14 protein-coding genes are annotated in these 18358 nt (G+C 72.3%); 8 read left to right on the top strand and 6 right to left on the bottom strand.

The annotated features are described in order from the left end of the window. Positions 1 to 91: 91 nt before the first annotated feature. Genes D9598_RS12290 through D9598_RS12255 form a run of 8 tightly spaced genes read left to right on the top strand, consistent with a single transcriptional unit; the run spans position 92 to position 11249 of the window. On the top strand, positions 92 to 634 hold the full coding sequence (locus D9598_RS12290) for a chemotaxis protein CheW (protein ID WP_370592006.1): 543 nt from the start codon (positions 92 to 94) through the stop codon (positions 632 to 634). Then, a complete protein-coding gene (locus D9598_RS12285) occupies positions 621 to 2090 on the top strand; it encodes a protein-glutamate O-methyltransferase CheR (protein WP_232477158.1) in 1470 nt (489 codons plus the stop codon). Before D9598_RS12290 ends, D9598_RS12285 begins: the two co-directional genes overlap by 14 nt. Beyond that, positions 2090 to 2671 (top strand): chemotaxis protein CheW, encoded by a 582-nt coding sequence (locus tag D9598_RS12280; RefSeq protein ID WP_198366802.1) that lies wholly within the window; start codon positions 2090 to 2092, stop codon positions 2669 to 2671. The genes D9598_RS12285 and D9598_RS12280 overlap by 1 nt, the downstream gene beginning before the upstream one ends. Further along, positions 2668 to 4335, top strand: coding sequence for a methyl-accepting chemotaxis protein (locus D9598_RS12275; RefSeq protein ID WP_198366801.1), 1668 nt, complete (start codon positions 2668 to 2670; stop codon positions 4333 to 4335). The genes D9598_RS12280 and D9598_RS12275 overlap by 4 nt, the downstream gene beginning before the upstream one ends. Positions 4336 to 4368: 33 nt before the next feature. Beyond that, a complete protein-coding gene (locus D9598_RS12270; RefSeq protein WP_198366800.1) occupies positions 4369 to 6624 on the top strand; it encodes a response regulator in 2256 nt (751 codons plus the stop codon). 23 nt (positions 6625 to 6647) lie between these two features. After that, a complete protein-coding gene (cheB, locus tag D9598_RS12265) occupies positions 6648 to 7679 on the top strand; it encodes a chemotaxis-specific protein-glutamate methyltransferase CheB (protein ID WP_198366927.1) in 1032 nt (343 codons plus the stop codon). Beyond that, the gene (locus D9598_RS12260; RefSeq protein WP_198366799.1) at positions 7676 to 9373 is read left to right on the top strand and encodes an ATP-binding protein; all 1698 of its coding nucleotides are present in this window, start codon (positions 7676 to 7678) and stop codon (positions 9371 to 9373) included. The genes cheB and D9598_RS12260 overlap by 4 nt, the downstream gene beginning before the upstream one ends. Then, positions 9366 to 11249: a response regulator gene (locus D9598_RS12255; RefSeq protein WP_198366798.1), complete on the top strand. Its 1884-nt coding sequence runs from the start codon at positions 9366 to 9368 to the stop codon at positions 11247 to 11249. The genes D9598_RS12260 and D9598_RS12255 overlap by 8 nt, the downstream gene beginning before the upstream one ends. A gap of 24 nt (positions 11250 to 11273) precedes the next feature. On the opposite strand, the gene D9598_RS21635 is transcribed toward D9598_RS12255, so the two are convergent. From D9598_RS21635 to D9598_RS12225, 6 genes are read right to left on the bottom strand one after another with little or no spacing between them, the layout of a single operon-like run. After that, a complete protein-coding gene (locus tag D9598_RS21635) occupies positions 11274 to 12872 on the bottom strand; it encodes a GMC family oxidoreductase N-terminal domain-containing protein (protein WP_198366797.1) in 1599 nt (532 codons plus the stop codon). After that, positions 12869 to 13657: a 3-oxoacyl-ACP reductase FabG gene (fabG, locus tag D9598_RS12245; protein WP_198366796.1), complete on the bottom strand. Its 789-nt coding sequence runs from the start codon at positions 13655 to 13657 to the stop codon at positions 12869 to 12871. The genes D9598_RS21635 and fabG overlap by 4 nt, the downstream gene beginning before the upstream one ends. A 59-nt stretch (positions 13658 to 13716) precedes the next feature. After that, complete coding sequence (locus tag D9598_RS12240; protein WP_198366795.1) at positions 13717 to 14421, bottom strand: ABC transporter ATP-binding protein; 705 nt, start codon at positions 14419 to 14421, stop codon at positions 13717 to 13719. Then, positions 14405 to 16171 carry an ABC transporter permease subunit gene (locus tag D9598_RS12235; protein ID WP_198366794.1) on the bottom strand — a complete coding sequence of 589 codons (1767 nt, stop codon included), beginning with the start codon at positions 16169 to 16171 and terminating at the stop codon, positions 14405 to 14407. The genes D9598_RS12240 and D9598_RS12235 overlap by 17 nt, the downstream gene beginning before the upstream one ends. A gap of 5 nt (positions 16172 to 16176) precedes the next feature. Next, entirely contained in the window at positions 16177 to 17052 is an 876-nt protein-coding gene (locus D9598_RS12230) for a branched-chain amino acid ABC transporter permease (protein WP_198366793.1), read from the bottom strand. A gap of 59 nt (positions 17053 to 17111) precedes the next feature. After that, complete coding sequence (locus D9598_RS12225; protein WP_232477157.1) at positions 17112 to 18323, bottom strand: ABC transporter substrate-binding protein; 1212 nt, start codon at positions 18321 to 18323, stop codon at positions 17112 to 17114. Positions 18324 to 18358: the final 35 nt, after the last annotated feature.

The following is an 18358-nucleotide window of genomic DNA, read 5'->3' as shown; positions in this document are numbered from 1 at the left end:
CATCCTGCCGCAAGCCGGCGGGGCCGGGGAGGGGGGCTTGTGACGGGCGGCACCGATGCTATCGAGGCGGCTGTCAGGAGGCCCGCGAGTCGTGACGATCAATCCCCCCGGCATCTCCTCTGGCATCGCCGCGCCCGGCCGTTACCTGCTGCTGCGGCTGGGCACCCGGCGCTGTGCCCTGCCGGCCGCCGCGGTGCGGGAGCTGCTGCCGCTGCCCCGCCTCTGGCGGCCGCCCGGCCTGCCCCGTCCCTTGGCCGGCTTCCTGAACCTGGGCGGCGCGGCGGTGCCGGTGCTCGACCTGCCCCGCCTCCTCGGCCTGGCCGATCCCGCCGGCGGGGCCGAATCGGCGCTCTACCGCCACCTCGTCCTGACGGCGGGCGTGCTGCCGGGGCAGGATCTCGCCCTGCTGGTGGACCGCGTGCTGGACATGATGCCGGCCCCCGCCTCCGCGCTGCGGCCACTCGCGCCGGAGCAGAGCCTGAACGGATGCGCCGCGGCGGAGATCGAGACGCCCGAGGGTTTCGTGCATCTCCTGGCGCCGGAGCGGATCCTGCTGGCGCAGGAGCGGTCGCGGCTCGCGGCGCTGCGCGACGCGGAACAGGCGCGCCTGGCGGAATGGGATGGCGCCGTCTGATGCCGCCGTGCTGATGCCGGGGTCGCGCCCGGACTTCATCCCCGATGCGGAGTTCGAGCGGCTGAAGGCGTTGCTCATCGCGCGGACCGGGCACTTCTACTACCAGGACAAGGATACCCTGCTGTGGGAGCGGCTGCGCCGCCGCCTGCAGCGCACCGGCCTGCGCGGCTGCGGCGCCTATCTGGACCGCCTCGCCGATCCTCTGCTGGGCGAGGCGGAATGGATGGCGCTCGAGGCCGAGATCACCATCGGCGAGACGTTCTTCTTCCGCTACGCCGAGCAGTTCGCGGCCCTGCGCGGCACCATCCTGCCGGAGATCCTGGGGCGCCGGGCGCCGTCACGGGGCCTGCGGATCTGGAGCGCCGGTTGCGCCAGCGGGGCGGAGCCCTATTCCTTGGCCATCCTGCTCCGCCGGATCCTGGGGGAGGAACTGGCGGAATGGCGGGCCTATCTCCTGGGCACCGACCTGAACGAGGCGGTGCTGCAGATGGCGCGGGCCGGGCGCTACAGCCGCTGGGCGTTGCGCGGCGTGCCGGCGGAGGAGGTGGAACGGGACTTCCTGCCGCAGCCCGGCGGGCGGGACTGGCTGCTGCGGCCCGAGCACCGCGCCATGGTGCGCTTCGAGCGGCACAACCTGCTCAGCCTGCTCGACGGCACGTCGCCGCTGCAGATCAATGAATTCGACCTGATCCTCTGCCGCAACGTACTGATCTACTTCCACCCCGACACGGTGGTGCGGATCGTGCGCGCCCTGGCGGAGCGGCTTGCCGAGGGCGGCTGGCTGCTGCTGGGCCATGCCGAGCCGAACCCCGCCTTCGCGGAGTTCCTGGAGGTGGTGAACCTGGCGGGCACCGTGGCCTACCGGCGGCCCGCCGCAGATCTCCGGCCGCCGGAGGCGGCACCGCCGCCTCCGCCCCCGCCCCCGCCCTCCGGCCCGCCTCCCCCCCCGCGTGTCCTTCCGTCGTGGCCACCGCCGCCCCGCAGGGCCGTTCCGCCGCCCCCGCCGCCCCCGCCGGCGTCGCCGGGCGCGGCGGCGCGCGAGGATGCGGAGGTGGCGCTCCGACGCGTCCGCCAGTTGGCCGATGCGGGAGACCTGCCGGCCGCCCGCGCAGCCTGCGAGACGGTGCTGGCGCAGCAGCCGATCCGGCCAGCGCCGCACTACTACAAGGGGCTGATCGCCCGTGGCCTCGGACAGCCCGGCGAGGCGGAGCGCGCCTTCCGTGACGCGCTCTACCTCAAGGGCGATTTTCCCATGGCCCATTACCAGCTGGGGCTGTTGTTGCTAGATGAGGGCCGCCAGATGGCCGGCCGGCGCGCCCTGGCCACGGCCGCGCGCCTGGCCCGGGAGTTGCCCGCCGCCACGCCGCTGGAGGAAGGGGACGGCATGACGGCCAGGCAATTGAGGGAGTTGGTGCGGTTGCATCTCGAGGCTCCTCCCGCAGGCCCGGCCCGCTGATGCCCGGCGGGCTCTCGCCGCTGCCGGGACTGCGCCGCCAGGCCGAACGCCTGCTGGAGGAGCGCACCCGGGCCCTGGCCGGCCGCGCCGCCGGCAGCCGCGCGCAGCCGAGCGTCGCCGTGCTGGCCTGTGGCCTGGGCGAGGAGTTCTGCGCCCTGCCGCTGCATGCGGTGCTCCGTATCCTGAGTTTCGTGCCCTGCGCGCCGCTGCCGGGGACGCCGCCGGCCATGCTGGGCGTCTGCGGCCAGGGCGGCATGCTGTTCAATGTCCTCGACCTGGCCGCCGCCCTGAGCCGGGGCGCCGCCCCGGCGGGGGGGCATCTGCTGCTGCTGCGCCACACCCCGCGCCGCTTCGCCCTGCGGGTGGACCGCGCGCTCGGCCTCGCCCGGCTGCCGGCGGCGCTGCCCTTCCTGGCGGCGGAGGATGCCGCCACGCCGGTCACCGCCCATGCGCCCCTGCCGGCCGAGCTGGCCGGCGAACTGCCCGCCGGCCGGCGGCCGGTGATGTCGCTGATCGATCCCCACCACCTGCTGCGCCCCTATCTGGCGCAGAGCCATGCCGCCCCGGAGGCCGAGACTTGAGCATCGCCAACCGCATCCTCCTCGGCTTCGCCACCATGACGCTGCTGCTGGTCGGCCTCGGCGCCTACGGCCTGCACCAGATCGGCGTGGTGACGCAGTCCTCCGAGATCGTCGTCACCCGTGACGTCGCCATGCTGCGCCAGTTGCTGCTGTTGCAGGAGACCGAGGCGCGGATGCAGGAGACGCGCAGCCGCACCGTGGCCCGCTTCCTGGTGCGCCGCCTGGAGCAGCCGGTGGAGGGCGAGAACCCGCAGCAGGCCTGGCCGCGCCACGCCAGCCAGGCCGAGCGCGTGCTGGGCGAGATGCAGAGCCTGGCCGCCCAGAACATCGCCACGGCCATCACCCGCGAGCGGCGCGAGGGCTGGCAGCGGATCAGCCAGCAGCTGGCCCAGGCGGGATCCGTGCTGCGGCAGCTGCGCGAGCTCAGCGGCGAACAGTTCCAGGCGATCCGCGCCGACGACCTGTCCGCCGTGGCGGCGGAGGGCGCCAGCCTGCTCAATGCCCATACCGAGTTCACGGTCCTGCTGCAGCAGATCCAGGAAACGCTCAACGAGATCGTCGTCACCGGCCAGCGCGCCAGCCTCGACATCTACGAGGAGAGCCGTGTCTCGGTCCTGCTGATGCTGCTCGGCGCGCTGCTGCTCGGCATCGCCGTCACGCTGATGATCCGTCGCTCCATCGCCCGCCCGCTGGCCAAGCTCATGACCTTCGTGGAGCAGGTCGGGCGTGGCGACCTCGGCGGGCGCGCGGCGGAGGACGGGCCGGCCGAGCTGCGCCGCCTCGGGGTCGAGCTGAACGGCATGGTGGAGGGGCTGCGGCAGCTCGCGCGGCAGAGCCGGGACGCGACGGAGAACCTGAACGCCGCCGCCGCCGAGATCCGCGCCAGCACCCAGGAGCAGGCGGCGAGCGTCGAGGAGCAGCTGGCCGCCGTGCAGGAAACCGCCGCCACGGTGGACGAGATCACCCATTCCGGCGGCCAGATCGGCAAGCGGGCGCAGGAGGTGATCGCCTCCGCCCAGGCCACGGCGCAGACCTCGACCGCGGGCCTCGTCGCGGTCGACGAGACGGTGCGCGCCATGGACGCGATCCGCGAGCAGGCCGAGGCGGTCGCCGGCCACATCGTCGCGCTGTCGGAGAAGACCCAGGCGGTGGGCGAGATCATCGCCACGGTGAACGACATCTCCGAGCGCTCGCACCTGCTGGCGCTGAACGCCGCCATCGAGGCGGCGGCGGCGGGCGAGCAGGGGCGCAGCTTCGCCGTGGTCGCCGGCGAGATGAAGACCCTGGCCGACCAGGCGAAGGACGCGACCAACCAGGTGCGCTCGATCCTGGGCGACATCCAGCGCGGCATCAACGCCTCCGTCATGTCGACCGAGGAGGCGGTGAAGCGCGTCGCCGCCGGGCGCGAGCGCACCGGCGTCACCCATGCGACGATCACCGAGATCACCGGACGGATCCAGGAAAGCGTGCAGACCTTCCAGCAGATCGTCGCCAGCACCAACCAGCAGCAGCTCGGCATCGAGCAGGTGATGAGCGCGCTGCAGAACATCCGCCAGGCCAGCCAGCAGACGGCTGCCGGCACCCGGCAGCTCGACATGGCGGCGGGCAACCTGTCGCAGCTCTCCCAGCAGCTGGTGACGCTCTCCGACCGGTACCGCCTGTGAGAGCCCGTTCGAGAATGACCGCCGCCTGAGCCCATGAACGATTTCCGCCAGGAGCTTCTCGCCGCCTTCGCCGCCGAGCATCGCGAGCATCTCGATGCGATCCGCGCCGGCCTGATGGCGGCCAGCGCCGGCGAGCCCTATGACCTGCGGGACATGTTCCGCCGGGCGCACAGCCTGAAGGGCGCGGCGCGGGCGGTCGATCTGCCTGCCGTCGAGGAGCTGGCGCACCGCCTGGAGGCGGTTCTCAGCCGCGTCTCGGAAGGCGGCCTGGCGCTGTCGGCGGAGGTGGTCGCGGCGCTGCGGGCCGGGCTGGATGGCGTGGAGAGCCAGGTGGCGTCGCTGGATGCGACGGGCGGCGCGGCGCCCCGGCCCACCGCCGCGCTCGGCGCCCTGGACGGCGTGCTGGGCGCCAAGGCCGGGCCGGGCGAGGCACCGCGGTCCGGGGCGGCGCCAGCCCCGCCCTTGCCCCCGACCCCGACCCCGACCCCGACCCCGGCTCTGGCCCCGGTGCACCCGGCCGAGGTCGTGACGGGGCCGGACTATCTGCGCCTGCGTGCCAGCCAGCTCGATGCCTTGTCCGGCGCGGTGCATGCGCTGGCCGCCGGCCTGCAGCACCGCGATTCCCTGCAGGCCGGCTTGGCCGCCCTGGAGGCCGAGCTGCGCGGGCTGCGGCGCGGCTGGGAAGCCGCCCGGCGCGGCGCCGGCGGGCCCGGAGCGGGGGGCCAGCAGATGGCGGAGCTGGACCGGGCGCTGGACCGCGCCCTGCGCCAGGCGACGCGGCTCGGGCGGGAGCAGCGCGCGGCGGTAGCGGCGGAGGATGCGTCGCTAGCCGAGCTCCGCCGTCAGGTGGAGCGCATCGCCCTGGTGTCCGCCGAGACGGTGCTGGGCGGCCTCGGCCCGATGGCCCGCGACCTGGCGCGCGAGGCGGGGACGGAGGCGTTGCTGCGCCTGGAAGGGCTGGACCTGCAGGCCGACCGCCGGCTGCTGCAGGCGCTGAAGGACCCCGTCACCCACCTGCTGCGCAACGCCGTGGGCCACGGCCTCGAGAGCGACGCCGATCGTCGCCGCGCCGGCAAGCCCGCAGCCGCCGAGATCGGGCTGCGGCTGCGGATCCGTGGCGGCCTGTTGCTGCTAACTGTCTTCGATGACGGGCGGGGCCCGGATCTGGCGCGGATCGAGGCCGTGGCGGTGCGCCAGGGCCTGCTGCCACCGCGCCCGGCGGATGCGCCGCCGCCGCCGGCCGACCACCTGCTGTCCCTGGTCTTCGAGCCCGGCTTCTCCACCGCTGCCGCGGTCGATCGGCTTTCCGGCCGCGGCATCGGCCTTTCTGTCGTGGCCGAGGCGGCACGGCGCCTGCACGGCACCGCGCGGATGCGGCCCCGCCGCCCCTGGGGAACCGAGGTGGAACTGGCCCTGCCGCTGTCCGCGGCGCGCCAGCCGGTGCTGCTGGTGGAGGTCGCCGGGCGGATCTACGGCCTGCCGGGGCATGGGGTGGAGCGGTTGCTGCGGCTGCGGGCCGATGGGCTGGAAAAGGTCGAGGGCCGCAGCATCGCGCGCATCGGAATCGAGGGTCGGGACGTTATCGCCCCTGTCATGGCCTTGCCCCTTCTTCTGGACCAGCCCGCGCTCCCCATCCCCATCGAGGCCGATCACATCCAGGCCGTGCTGCTGCGCAGTGGCGAGCGGCGCTGCGCCCTGGCGGTGGACCGCCTGTGGGATGTGCGGGAACTGACCGTCGAGGGGCTGGACGCGCCCTTCGACGCCGGCGCCGCCAGCCTCCTCATGGGGGTGGCGTTGCGAGACAATGCGGCGCCCGTGCCGGTGCTGAGCCCCGAGGCGCTGATCGGCCGCTGGCTGCGCGAGGAAGGCCGGCTGGCCGCCGCCGGTCTCAGCCTGGCGCCGCAGGGCCCCGCCCCGGCCGCGGCGGCCACCATCCTGGTGGTGGATGATTCCATCACGACGCGGACGCTGGAGAAGAGCATTCTGGAGGCGCAGGGCTACCGCGTCCTGCTGAGCGTGGACGGGCTCGACGCGCTCAACCTGCTGCGCGGCGACGCGGTGCCCGACCTGGTGGTGGCGGATGTCGAGATGCCGCGCATGGACGGCTTCGCGCTGTTGCAGGCCATGCGCGCCGACCGCCGGCTGGCCGCCATGCCGGTAATCCTGATGACCTCGCGGGCGGATCCCGAGGATGTCCGGCGCGGTCTCGAACTCGGCGCCAATGCCTATCTGACCAAGCAGAAGTTCGACCAGCGCGAACTGCTCTCGACCATCGGACAGTTGCTTTGAGCCTTTCCGCGCCCGCCCGCGTCATGATCGTCGAGGATTCCGCGGTGGTGCGCCGCCTCCTGGCGCATATCGTCTCGCGCGATCCGCGCCTCAGCCTGGTCGCCGCGGTCGGCTCGGCCGAGGAGGCGCTGCGCGAGCTGCCGCGCATCCGCCCCGACGTGATCTCCATGGACATCCGCCTGCCCGGCATGGATGGGCTGGAGGCGACCCGCCGCATCATGGCGGAGCAGCCGACACCCATCGTCGTCATCGCCGACAGCGTCGAGGATGCCTCGCTGCGGATCTCCATGAACGCGCTGCGCGCCGGGGCCCTGGCGGTGGTCGAGAAGCCGGTGGGGATGGAGAGCGGTGGCCACGACCGCATCGCCGAGACCATCTGTACCCAGCTCTCGATCATGAGCCAGGTGCCGGTCATCCGCCGCCGTGGCGTCACGCCGGGCCCCGGTCTCCGGCCGGAGGCGGTTCCGGCGCCGCAGCCGGAGGCGCCGCGCCTGCTGGCCATCGCCGCCTCCACCGGCGGGCCGCCGGCCCTGGCCCAGGTGCTGGGCACGCTGCCGGCGGATTTCCCGCTGCCGGTGCTGCTGGTGCAGCATATGGGAGGCGCCTTCATGGAGGGCTTCTCGCAATGGCTGGATGGGCTGGTCCCGCTCAAGGTCGGCCTGGCGCGGGATGGCGAGGCGCCGCGCCCCGGCCATGTCCACGTGGCCCCCGGCGACCGGCATCTCCTCCTCGGCCCGGGCGGGTTGATGCAGGTCAGCGCCGGGCGGCCGCTGGCCAGCCAGCGCCCCTCCGCCACCCTGCTGTTCCGCTCGGTCGCGGCGGCGCTGGGGCCGCGTGCCGTCGGCGTGCTGCTCACCGGGATGGGCGAGGATGGCGCGCTGGGTCTGGCGGAGCTGCGCCAGGCCGGCGGCTTCACCCTCACCGAGCACGAGAGCACGGCGGTGGTCTACGGCATGCCGGCGGCGGCGGTGCGGCTGGGCGCCTCCTGTCTCAGCCTGCCGCTGCCGCTGATCGGGCCACGCCTGGCGCAGATGGCGCGGGGGCGGGGGGCATGAGCGAGTCCGCCGGGCCGCTGCTGCTGGTCGAGGATTCCGAGACCCAGGCACTGCAGATGCGCCACATGCTGGAGGGCCACGGCTTCCCGGTGCGCCGCGTGGCCACCGCCGAGCTGGCGCTGGAGGCGCTGAACGGCCCGCTGCCGGCGCTGGTCATCGCCGACTATCATCTGCCGGGGATCAATGGCGATGAGCTGGTGCGGCAGATCCGGCTGAACAGCCGGACCCGCGCCATCCCCGTCCTGATGCTGACCGAGGCGCGCGAGGGCGACCTGGAGCGGCAGGGGCTGGAGAGCGGCGCCGATGCCTATGTGGCGAAGTCGGCGGCGCCGGAGATGCTGCTGCCGCGCATCCGCGCGCTGCTGCGGCAGCGGACCGCATCGGCGGCGCCGGAGACGGCCGCCGCGCCGTTCCGCCGCGCCCGCCTGCTGGTGCTGCATGAAAGCCCGACCTACCGGAGCTATCTCACCGGCCTGCTGGAGCGCAGCGGCCACGAGGTCACGCCCTTCGCCCGGCCGGAGGCGGCCCTGGCGGCCGTGGCGGAGCAGCGCGACCGGTGGGACGGCGTGGTCTTCGGCATGCCGCAGGAGGGCGGGGAGGCCGCGGACCTCTGCCGCCGCCTGGGCGCGCTGCGCGACCCCGGCGCCGGCGCCGGCTTCCAGATCATCACCCTGGGCGCCGAGGACCCGGCCGGGCACGAGGCCATGGCCCGCACCTACGAGGCCGGGGCGGACGACATCATCCCCGCCTCCGCCGATGCCAAGGTTCTGGTCCTGCGGATCAACGCCGCCCTGCGCCGCAAGATGCTGCAGGAGGAGGACCGGCGTGCCGCCGAGGAGAGCCGGGCACGGCTGACGGCCGTGGAGCGGGCCCGCGCCGAGGCTGCCGCCGCCCAGGCCAAGGCCGCGCTGGCCGAGGCTCTGGAGCGCGCCAACCGCGAATTGCGGGACACCCAGACCAAGCTGGTCCAGGCCGCCAAGATGGCCTCGCTCGGCGAGCTGGTGGCCGGCATCGCGCATGAGATCAACAATCCCCTGGCCTTCATCCTGGCGCATCAGGGCACGGTGGAGCGGCTGCTCGGCCAGATCGAGGCGACGATGCCGGAGGCGGCCGAGGGGCGGCCGCAGCTCCTCCGCTGCCGGGAGCGCGTCGGCGCCATGGCGCTGGGGCTGCGCCGCATCCAGGAGGTGGTGGTGAATCTGCGCAAGTTCTCGCGCCAGGAGGACGCCTTCCGGGTTGTGAATGTCCCCGATGCCCTGGACACGGTGCTGGCGCTGCTGGCACACAAGCTGGGCGACCGTGTCATCGTCCAGCGCCACTACACGGCCGTGCCGGAGCTTTGCTGCTCCCCCGCGCTTCTGAACCAGGTGGTCATGAATATCATCAGCAATGCCACCGATGCCATGCCCGAGGGGGGGACCATCGCCATCACCACCCGGAACGACATGCGCGACTACCAGATCGAGATCACCGACACCGGGCCGGGCGTGCCGCAGGCGATGCGCGACCGCATCTTCGAGCCCTTCTTCACCACCAAGGCGGTCGGCCAGGGCACCGGCCTCGGGCTGGCCATCGCCTACAACGTCATTCAGGCGCATGGCGGCACCATCCTTGTCGATGACGGCGAGTCCGGCGGCGCGCGCTTCCTGATCAGCGTGCCGCGCGAGCCGGACACGGCGGCCGAGCATGCCTGATCGCAGTCCGGCGACGATCCTGCTGGTCGACGACGAGCAGGAGATCCTCGTCGCCCTTTCGGATCTCCTCGAGGATGAGTTCCGCGTACTGACCGCCGGCTCGGGCGCGCAGGGGCTGGAGATCCTGGCGCGCGAGCCGCGGGTGCATGTCATCATCTCCGATCAGCGCATGCCGGAGATGCCGGGCGACGTGTTCCTGGCTCGCGCGCGCGAGATCACTGCCGCGGAAGCCCTGCTGCTGAGCGGCTATGCCGACCTCGAGGCGGTGATCAACGCGGTGAACAACGGCCGCATCGCCGGCTACGCGCCGAAGCCCTGGGAGCCCGCCGGCCTGCTCAGCATGGTGCGCGGCGCCGTGTCGCGCTACCGGCTGGCGCAGGCGCTGGAGACGGAACAGGCCCTGCTGCAGGGGCTGATGGCCAGCTCCGCGGCGGCGGTCAGCTTCAAGGATGAGGCAGGCGAGTTCGTCCGCCTCAACGCGGCCAAGGCCCAGTCCCTCGGACGCAGCGTGGAGGAATGCCTGCATCGCCGGGAGGCGGATATGCTCGACCCGCCGGTCCGGAAGGCCCTGCTCGCCGCCGAGGCGGCGGCGCTGGAGAGCGGCCTGCCGGCGGAGCAGGTGGAGCAGCGGCAGCAGGATGGCATGACGCGCTGGGTGCGCGTGACCCGCACGCCGATCCGCAACCGCGGCGGCCAGATCACGCACCTGGCCGTTCTGGAGCAGGACATCACCGACCAGCGCAACCTGGAGCAGCGCCTGCATCAGTCCGAGAAGATGCAGGCGCTGGGCACCATGGCCGGCGGCGTGGCGCACGACTTCAACAATCTGCTGACCGCCATCCTCGGCACGCTCGAGCTCCTGACCCGCATCGGGGATGGGGACAGCCGGCGCCAGCGGCTGCTGCGGAACGCCATCATGGCGGCGGAGCGCGGCTCCTCCCTGACGCAGCGGCTGCTGAGCTTCAGCCGCAAGCGGGATCTCCAGCTGCAGCCGACCGTGGTGGACAGCCTCCTGCGCGACACCGAGGATCTGATCCAGCGCAGCATCGGCAACGGGATCGGGCTGCGCTGGCACCTGGCGCCGGAGCTCTGGCAGGCCATGGTCGATCCCGAGCAGCTGAGCCTCGCCGTGCTCAACCTCTGCATCAACAGCCGCGACGCCATGGAGCAGGGCGGCACCATCACCATCTCGACGCGCAATGTCAGCCTGGCGGACGGCGAGGCCGCCGACCTGCCCTCCGGTGACTACGTGTCCATCGCGGTCACCGACGACGGGGCGGGCATGGCGCCCGCCGTCCTGCGCCAGGCCTTCGAGCCGTTCTTCACCACCAAGGAGGTCGGGCGGGGCACCGGCCTGGGCCTGTCCATGGTCTATGGGCTGAGCCGCCAGTCGGGGGGCACCACCCTGCTCAGCAGCGAGCCGGGGCGGGGGACCACGGTGGAATTGCTCCTGCCCCGCGCCCGTCGGCCACGGGCCGAGGCGAAGGAAGAGGATGGCCAGCCGGCGGCGGGGGCAGCGCGCGCCAGGATCATGGTGGTGGATGACGATCCCGGCGTCCGCAGCATCACCACGGCTTTCCTAACAGATCTGGGCCATCAGGTGACGGAGGTGCCCAGCGGCGAGGCCGCCCTGGCCACGCTGGAGCAGGGCGCGGGCTGCGACCTGGTGGTGACCGATCTGGTGATGCCCGGCATGAGCGGTGTCGAGTTGGCCCGCCGGCTGCGGGCGACATATCCTTGCCTGCCCTTGCTGGTGCTGACCGGCTATGCCGACCCCGAGCTGCTGCCGGAGGGCCTGCCCCTGCTTCGCAAGCCCTTCCGGCAGAATGAGCTGGCCGGCAGGGTGGCGGCCCTGCTGGACCCCGCGCGCGGCTGACGGCGCCGGGCCGGATCGGAAGCATCAGGGGCGCCGCAGCAGGTCCGCGGCCTTCTCCGCCACCATGATCACCGCCGGCTGGATGTTCGAGGACGGCACCAGCGGCATCACCGAGGCATCGGCGATGCGAAGCCCGGCGATGCCGCGCAGCCTGAGCTCAGGGTCCAGCACGGCGGCGTCATCGGCCCCCATGCGACAGGTGCCGCAGGGGTGATAGACTGTCCCGCCGGTGCGGCGGATGTGGTCGAGCAGCGTCGCGTCATCGTCCTGCCCGGCGGGCGGCGCGATTTCCTCCCGCACCAGCCCGGCGAAGGGCAGGGCGCGGCCGATGCGCCGGCCGAGCCGCGCGCCCTCCAGCATGATGCGCTGGTCCTGCGGCGCGTCGAGGTAGTTGGCGTGGATCAACGGAGGCTCCGCCGGGTCGGGGCCGCGCAGCCGGATCTCGCCACGGCTCTCGGGCCGGCACTGGCCGAAATTGATCATCACCCCCGGCAGCCGCGGCAGCACGTAGCTGCCGGGGTTCAGGCCGAAGTTGATGAACTGGTACTGCACCTCCGCCTCCTCCGCGCCCGGCGTCACGCGCGCGAAGGCGGTGGCTTCGGTGGCTCCCACCGCCAGCGGGCCGTCGCGCCGCAGCGCGTAGCCGAGCACCGTGCGGGTCAGGCCGAGGCGGCTGGCCATGATCTCGTTCAGCGTGCCGGCGGGGCGGGTGCGGAAGGCGAGGCGGGCGATCAGGTGGTCCTGAAGGTTGCGCCCGACGCCCGGGCTGTGCCGCAGCACGGGAATGCCGAAGGCGGCAAGATCGGCGCCGTCGCCGATGCCCGACAGCATCAGCAGCTTCGGCGTGGCGATGGCGCCGGTGCAGAGCACCACCTCGCGCGCGGCGCGGAAGGTCTCCTCCGTGCCATCGGCGCGGCGCGCCAGCACACCCATGGCGCGGCCCTGCTCGACCAGCAGGCGCCGCGCCTCGATGCCGGTGACGACACGGAGATTGGGCCGCCGCCGCGCCGGGCGCAGATAGGCCCGCGCCGTCGAGACCCGCCGGCCGCCGCGCACATTCATCTGGATCGGCATGACGCCATCCACCGCGCCGTCGTTCATGTCGGCGTTGCGCGGCAGGCCGAGGCTTTCGCAGGCGGCGATGAAGGCGCGCGCGCCCTCCGACAGCCGCGCCACCTGGCTGACCGGCAGGGGCCCGCCCTTGCCGCGCGTCTCTCCCGGCGGCCCCGCCCAGTCCTCCATCCGCCGGAAATAGGGCAGCACGTCGTCATAGGCCCAGCCGCGCGCCCCCGCCTGCGCCCAACGGTCGTAATCCCGTGGCGAGCCGCGCAGGAAGACCAGGCCATTGATCGAGCCGGAGCCGCCCAGCACCCGGCCGCGCGGCCAGTTGATGCTGCGGCCCTCGAGCGCGGGTTCCGGCTCGGTCGCGTACTTCCAGTCATAGCGCCCGCTGGCGAACAGCCGCGCATAGCCGGCGGGCACATGGATCCACAGGTCGCGGTCCTCCGGTCCCGCCTCCAGCAGCAGCACCCGCGTGGAGGGGTCCTCCGACAGCCGCGCCGCCACCACGCATCCGGCCGAGCCGCCGCCGACGACGATGTAATCCGCGATCTCTCCCGTCACGTCATCATGATCCCGCCGGCGACATCGACGGTCTGGCCGGTGATGAAGGAACTTTCGTCGGAGGTGAGGTAGAGCGCCAGATCGGCCACCTCGGAGGGCAGGCCGAGGCGGCCGAGCGGCGTCGCCGCCACCTGCGCCGCGTTCATGCTGTCATCGACGGTGCGGATCAGCGGCGTGTCGATGCGGCCCGGCGCGATGGCGTTGACGCGGATGCCCGCCGGCCCGAGCTCGGCGGCCAGATGCTTGGTCAGCCCGATCAGCCCCGCCTTGGTCGCCGCGTAGTGCACGCCGACGACGCTGGAATAGGTCTTTCCGGCGACGGAGGACATGTTGACGATGGTGCCGCGCCCGGCCTCGCGCATCGCCGGCGCCAGCAGCCGGATGGTGTTGAAGCAGCCGCTGAGATTGACGCCCACCACGCGCTGCCACTCCTCCGGCGCCATCTCCCAGACCGGCGCCGCCTTGCCCTGATGCTTGGGCGAGATGCCGGCATTGTTGACCAGCGTGGTGAAGGCGCCGCCGAGCCGCGCCTGCACCGCCGTGACGGCGATGGACAGCGCGTCGAAATCCGCGACATCGGCGGCGACGGCCTCGGCCCGCCCGCCCGCCTCGCGGATCGCCGCCGCCACCTCCTCCGCCCGCTCCGCATAGGCATCCAGCACGCCGACCGCGGCGGCCCGCCGGCCGAAGCCCTCCGCGATGGCGGCGCCGATGCCCTGCCCGGCGCCGGTCACCAGCACGATCTGCCCGGCATGGCTCGGGCGTCCGGCGATGGTCCCGCTCATTGTCTTCTCCTGGTGGTCCGGCCCTTGATCGTCCGGCTTTGGGCGAAGTGAGGCACCCCTCAGATCCCGAGATAGGCGCGGCGCACATGATCGTCGCGCAGCAGCGCGGCACCGGTGTCGCTCATGACGATCGCGCCGTTTTCCAGCACATAGCCCCGGTCGGCGATGCTCAGCGTGCGGAACACGTTCTGCTCGACGATCAGCACGGTGACACCGGTCGAGGCGATGCGCTCGACCACGTCGAAGACCTGGCGGACGATGATCGGCGCCAGCCCGAGCGAGGGCTCGTCGAACATCAGCAGCTTCGGCCGCGCCATCAGCCCGCGGGCGATCGCCACCATCTGCTGTTCGCCGCCCGAGAGCGAACCCCCGTACTGGTCCAGCCGCTCGCGCAGGCGCGGAAACAGGTCCAGCACCTCCTCCAGCGTCTCCTGCATCCGCGCGCGCGCGGCCGGGGTGTAGGCCCCCATGCGGAGGTTGTCGCGCACGCTCATGAAGGGAAAGAGCTGCCGCCCCTCGGGGATCAGGGTGATGCCGCGCGCCACAACCTCATGCGGCTGCATGCGGCCGATCTCCTCGCCCTCGAAGGTGATGCGCCCGGCGGTCGGCCGCACCAGGCCCGCGATGCTCCGCAGCGTCGTGGTCTTGCCCGCGCCATTGGCGCCGACGATGGTGACCACCTCGCCCGCCCGCACCTCGGCGCTGATGCCGTGCAGGATCGTGGTGCGGCCATAGCCGGCCTGGACCTCATGCAGGGTGAGCATGCGCGAACTCCTCGCCCAGATAGGCCTCGATCACCGTTGGGTCGCGCACCACATGCGCCGGCCTGCCCTCCGCGATCAGCCGCCCGGAATTGAGCACGATGACGCGGTCGGACAGCGCCATGATGGCCTGCATGACGTGCTCGATGGCGATGATGCTGACGCCGCTGTCGCGGATGTCCTCGATCAGCCGGATGGCGCGCCGCACATCGGTCTGGTTGAGCCCGGCCATCACCTCGTCCAGCAGCAGGATGCGTGGCTCCATCGCCATGACGCGGGCGATCTCCAGTCGCTTCAGCCCGCCGATGGTGAGCGAGCGTGCCTCGGCGTCGCGCTGCGCCCAGAGTCCCATCCGCTGCGCCACCTCCAGCGCCTTCTCCCGCGCCGCGGCATGGGTGGGATGGTTGTGGAAGGCGCCGATCATGATGTTCTCCAGCACCGTCATGGCGGCGAAGGGCTGGACGATCTGGAAGGTGCGCCCCACGCCCGCCCGCGCGAAGCCGTGCGGCGTGCGGGGGGTGATGTAGCCCCCCTCCTCGGCGCGGACGCGCACGATGCCGCTCTGCGGCGCGAGGAAGCCGGAAAGCTGGTTGAACAGCGTGGTCTTGCCGGCGCCGTTCGGCCCGATGATGCCGAGAACCTCGCCCTGGCGCAGCGTGAGACTGACATCGTCGGTGACGGTGAGCCCGCCGAAGCGCTTATGGAGATGCTCGGCCACCAGGATCGGCTCACCGATGGCACGCCGGACGGGCGCAGCCGCCTCGGCCGGGACGGTGGCCGGCGCCGCCACCTCCACTTCGCGCGCCTTCGGCCTGCGGCGGATCAGGCCGGCCAGGCCATCGGGGACGAACAGCACGATCAGCACCAGAACCGTGCCGTAGACGAAGCCGTGCAGGCCGAGCGCCGAGGCGCCGAGCCAGCCGCGCGCCAGCTCGGTCAGCGGCACGACCAGCAGCGTGCCCAGCAGCGGCCCCATCACCGTGCCGATGCCGCCGATCAGCGCGAACATCGCGATCTGCACCGAGAAGGCGAGGGAGAACATCGCCTCCGGCTCGATGAAGGTCAGGTACATGCCATGGAAGGTGCCGACCATCGAGGTCAGCGCGGCGGAGAGCGCGACGGCGTGTAGCCGCACCCGGAGCGTGTCGACACCCGCCGCCGCGGCGGCCGGCTCACGCTCCCGCGTCGCCACCAGGTAGTAGCCGAAGCGGGCATGGCGGACCCAGGCGGCGACGGCCAGGGTCAGCGCCAGCAGGCCGAAGGCGATCAGCATGGAGGGCCAGCGCTCGAAGAAGATCATCCAGGCCCAGCCGGTCTGCAACGGCACCATCAGCCCGACGGCGCCTCCGGTCAGGTCGGTGAAATGCAGCGCCAGCAGCCGGATCACCTGCAGGAAGGCGATGGTGGCCAGCGCGAAGAACGGTCCGCGCAGGCGGAAGCAGGGCAGGCCGATGCCGACGCCCACCAGGGCCGAGAGGGCCGCGCCCGCGAGCATGCCGATCCAGGGCGAGACGCCGAGCGGCACCAGCAGACCCGCCGTATAGGCGCCGATGCCGTAGAAGATGGCGTGTCCCAGGGAAAGCTGTCCGGCGAAGCCGCCGACGATGTTCCACGCCGTCGCCAGCGCGCCATAGAGGCAGATGGTGATGAAGACGTGGAAGACGAAGTCGTCCTGCACCAGAAGCGGCACTGCCAGCAGCAGCAGGAGGAGGAGCGCGGCCGCGGCGGTGCGGGGATCGAGGAGCCTGCCCATGCCGTTCACTCCGAGCCGCGCCCGAGGCCGAAGAGCCCCGTCGGGCGCACCAGCAGGACCAGGAGGAAGAGGCCGAAGATCACCACCTCCTTGAGGTCGGGCGCGATGTAGTAGGCACTGAGGCTGTCCACCAGCCCGATCAGCAGCGCGCCGACGAAGGCGCCGTGCAGGCTGCCCATGCCGCCCAGCACCACGACGACGAAGGCGGTCAGCACGAAATAGGTACCGACCGTGGGCGATGTCGGATAGAGCGGCGCCACCAGCACCGCGGCCAGCCCGACGCAGGCGGCGCCGATGCCGAAGGTGACGATGTAGATGCGGCGCACGTCGACGCCCATGAGCTGCGCCGCCGCGCGATGCTGCGCGGTCGCGCGGATGGCGCGGCCGAGATAGCTGCGCTCCAGAAACAGGTGCAGCGCGACGACGACGGCGATGCCGCAGCCGAACATGACCAGCTGGCCGATCAGCACGCGGAAGGGGCCGAAATGGATCGCCTCCCGCACCCCGGGGGCGGGCGTGGCGTAGAGGTCGGCGCCGAAGACCAGCAGCGCCAGGTTGATCAGGGCCGTGGACAGCCCGACCGTCGCGAAGATCTGCACATGCGCGTCGCGCGCGTCGAGCAGCGGCTGCAGGATGAAACGCTGGATCAGCACGCCGATGACGAACAGCACCAGCACCACCGGCGGCGCCAGCACATAGGGGTGCAGGCCGAGCTGGCTGGTGCCGATCCAGGTCAGGTACATGCCAACCATCAGCAACTCGCCATGGGCGAAGTTCACGAGCCGGATGATGCCGAAGATCAGCGTCAGCCCGATGCTGATGATGGCGAAGAGGCCGCCCAGCATGAGGCCATTGATGACGAGCTGCAGGAAGGTTTGCATGACGTCTCCCCCAAGGGACCTGGCTGGGCGTGGCCGGGCGCTGCCAGGCGCGCGGGCTGTCAGCGGCGCAGGCGCAGGTCGGAGACCGCCGCCTCGGACGGGAAGACGGTGACGAGCTTGCCGTCCTGCCATTGCAGGCCCATCATCTTGGACCGCTGGTTCTGGCCGTTCTCGCCGAACCGCACGCCCCACCCCGCCGCGGTCTGGCCTTCCGGGATGTCGAGCGCGCGCAGCGCCGCGGCGATGTCGTCGGCCGAGAAGGACTTCGCCTTGTCGATGGCCTCAAGATAGATCTTGGCGCCGGCGTAATTGCCGAGGCTGTGGCCGGAGCGCGGCTCCATGCCGTACTTGGCGCGGTAGGCCTCGAGGAAGTGCGGGATGCCCGGCGCCGCCTTGGGGTTGGTGGCGATCTGCGTGAAGTCGATGTTCAGCACGCCGTCCATGACGTCCTGGCCGACCGCCTGCATGGTCTCGCGCAGCGAGTAGCCGCCGCCGCCGCCGATGATGGCGCGCGGCCTGAAGCCGGCCTCGCGCGCCTGGCGGAAGAACAGCACCGTGTCGTTCTGGTAGGAGGTCTGCAGCACCACATCGGCCTTGGCCGATTGCAGCCGCAGGATCAGCGCGGACATGTCCACGACATTGGCCGGATAGGGCAGCGTCTCGACGATGTTGAGGCCCTGCTCCTTGGCGAAGCCCGCCTGGAAGCGCCCGACCGTGGTGCCGTAGAGGCTGTCCTCATGGATGATGGCGACGCGCAGGTCCCTGGGCTGCACCGAATGGGCCGGCGCCACGGCGTTGATCACCATCTCGATCGAGCGCTCGGCCATGTCCCTGGCCGTCGGGTTGGTGCGGAACAGATAGCGGAACTTGCGGTCGGTGATGGAGTCCGAGACCGCGCCCATCTCCAGGTAGGGGATGCGCGCCAGCTCGGCCACCTGGCTCGCCACCTGCGCGCGGGCCGAGGAATAGGTGCCGAAGATCGCCTTGACGCCGGAGACCGAGATCAGCCGCCGCGCCTCGGCCACTGCCTGGTTGTTGTCCACCGCGTCGCCGCGCACCAGGACGATCCTCTCGCCCTGCACGCCGCCCGCGGCGTTGCGCTCCTCGACCGCCAGCTCCAGCCCGCGCCAGCTTTCGTCACCCAGCACGGCCAGCTCGCCGCTGAAGGGATAGAGGGCACCGAAGCGAACCTCGGCTGCGGCCCGGGCGCTGCCCATCGCGATCATCGCGACGCCGGACAGCAGCCCCAGCGCCCACCGGCGTGTCGTCATTCCGTTCATACCCGTGATTCCTCCCCGTTCCGCCG

Origin of the sequence: Roseomonas sp. KE0001 (assembly GCF_016107285.1) — a bacterium.
Classification (GTDB): Bacteria; Pseudomonadota; Alphaproteobacteria; order Acetobacterales; family Acetobacteraceae; genus Pseudoroseomonas.
The sequence above is the reverse complement of the archived record's forward strand: the minus strand, read 5'-3'. Positions and strand labels throughout refer to the sequence as shown.